Consider the following 2,083-nt stretch of genomic DNA (forward strand, 5'->3'; position numbering starts at 1 on the left):
CCTTCCGTAATAACGGCGGAAATCGCCGGCATTAATCTTATCATTATAATACAGGAACTTCACATCAGCAAAATCATCTTGCGCCATGTCGATTTGAAATAAACGGACATCCTTCACCTCACGCCGGCGGACTTATTTGCATTCGTTGTTGCTTAGGTATTTTGACCGTGGATTAATATGTTATAAAATGGATAATATCATCAGCTATATAAATATGTTGTGACAGGGAGGGTATTTGCATGAAGATTTTGCTTGCGGTGGATTTCAGTCAGATCGGGCGCGAGGTGGCGTTCCGGGGGTATCATTACGCGCAGCAGCTGGGCGCGGAGGTGACGTTCCTCCATGTCGTCTCCGCTATTTCAAACTTCGTTGAGAGCTACAACCTGCACTTTTTCATCACGCCGGAGGCGCGCAGCACCGAGGCGAAGGTGAAAGAGGCGGCGCGCGTTCAGCTGAAGCACCTGATAGACGACGTGCGCGGTCATTACAGCGACATGCCCGAACCGCGCTGGGACGAGCGCGTCGAAGTGGCGGGAAGCCCCGGCTCTGAGATAATCCGCATATCCGAGGCGGAACACTACGACGTCATCATCATCGGCAACAAAGGCTACAGCACGGTCGAACGAGTGCTGCTAGGAAGCACGGCCCTCAAAGTGATAAACTCAGCGAAATGTTCCGTCTGGCTCTACCGCCATACCGACTATGTCACGCACGAGGCGCCAGCCGACGAACCTCTCTCCGAAAAAATATGGGACAACAAAGACCCTCTGCCGTCGATTTAAGCGCGCGGCAAGCCGTCGTTCAAAATATTTACGCGGAGCCTTGCGGCCCCGCGTTTTTTATTTTATAGGAGCTACCTGCGGCAGGCGGCGCGCTATATATTTTTCCAGCGCTTGAACCCCTTGCCCACGACTTCGTTTGCCTCCGTCAGCACCATGAAGGAGCCGGGAAAATGTTCCGCGAGGAAACGCTTCAGCTCCACCGCCTGTTTCTGTGAAAGCAGCGCCATCAGAGTGTAGCCGCCCTTGCGTGAATAGCCGCCCTCGCTTGCCAGCATCGTGCAGCCGCGCCCCAGCTTTTTGTTTATGAAGCTTACGACGGCGTCCGCGTCGGAGGCGATGATGAAGACGAGCTTGCGCTTGTCAAACGACGAAAGAAGGCTGTCCATCGTCATGCCAGAGATGTAGCAGGAGATGAAGCCGTACATCACCTTGTCCAGCCCTATTATCCCAAACGAGATGGCGAGCAGGCACATGTTGAAATAGAAGCTGAGACGCCCCATCTCGATGCCATACCTCTGCCGCAGCGCCACCAGCACTATGTCGATGCCGCCGCCGCTTATGCCCTCGCTGAATAGCAGCCCGATGCCGATGCCCTTGATGACGCCGCCCGTCACCGCGACAAGAAAGATGTCGTCGATGTGCGGGAACTGTATGTACTGCATCAGGTTCAGCATGACGGAGAGCATCACGACGTTGATGGAGGTCCATATTACGAAGCGTTTGGAAAGAACCTTCGCGCCCCACGCAAGCAGGCCTATGTTTATGACGAGCGTCACCCACGCCGGGTTGAAGCCAAGCGTATACTTCAGCAGCACCGCGATGCCCATGACGCCCTGGTCGGCGAATTTATAGGGTATTGTAAAGCCGACGACTCCTATGGCGTATATGAAGAGCGCCGCGATGGAGATGAGCAGCGTCTTCCATTCCCCCAGCATGACAAGCTGCGCCCTCTTGAAAAGATGGCGCCATTTCATTGCACCCGCGAGTTCTTTTTTAGATTCTATCGATCCCATTTGGACCTGTCCCCTTTTAACTTCTCTATTTTTATGATCTTTTACATTCTTTTATATAACTATCTCGTTTCGGCCTTTGCGGCGGCGTCCGTTACGGCATCGCACGCTGCCTATCATTATATCTAAAGCAGCAGATTTTATACTATAATCGTGTCGTTTGGCAATACGTAGTTTCACTAATAATTATCTCTTGCCTTTTTGCCGATTACAACACGGATGCTGTGTTAAAATGTAGCATGAAAAACCAATTTGCGGGAGGAATAAAAATGCCAGCACCAATGCAGATAA

Annotated in this window: 2 protein-coding genes; one reads left to right on the top strand and one right to left on the bottom strand. The window is 52.0% G+C overall.

Translation table 11 applies throughout. The annotated features are described in order from the left end of the window. Positions 1 to 239: 239 nt before the first annotated feature. Positions 240 to 782 carry a universal stress protein gene (locus RRY12_13050; protein ID MEG2185601.1) on the top strand — a complete coding sequence of 181 codons (543 nt, stop codon included), beginning with the start codon at positions 240 to 242 and terminating at the stop codon, positions 780 to 782. A gap of 92 nt (positions 783 to 874) precedes the next feature. Here RRY12_13050 and RRY12_13055 read toward each other — a convergent pair whose 3' ends face one another. Next, on the bottom strand, positions 875 to 1,795 hold the full coding sequence (locus tag RRY12_13055; protein MEG2185602.1) for a YitT family protein: 921 nt from the start codon (positions 1,793 to 1,795) through the stop codon (positions 875 to 877). Between the last annotated feature and the right edge of the window lie 288 nt (positions 1,796 to 2,083).

The organism is Cloacibacillus sp. (assembly GCA_036655895.1).
Lineage (GTDB): Bacteria > Synergistota > Synergistia > Synergistales > Synergistaceae > JAVVPF01.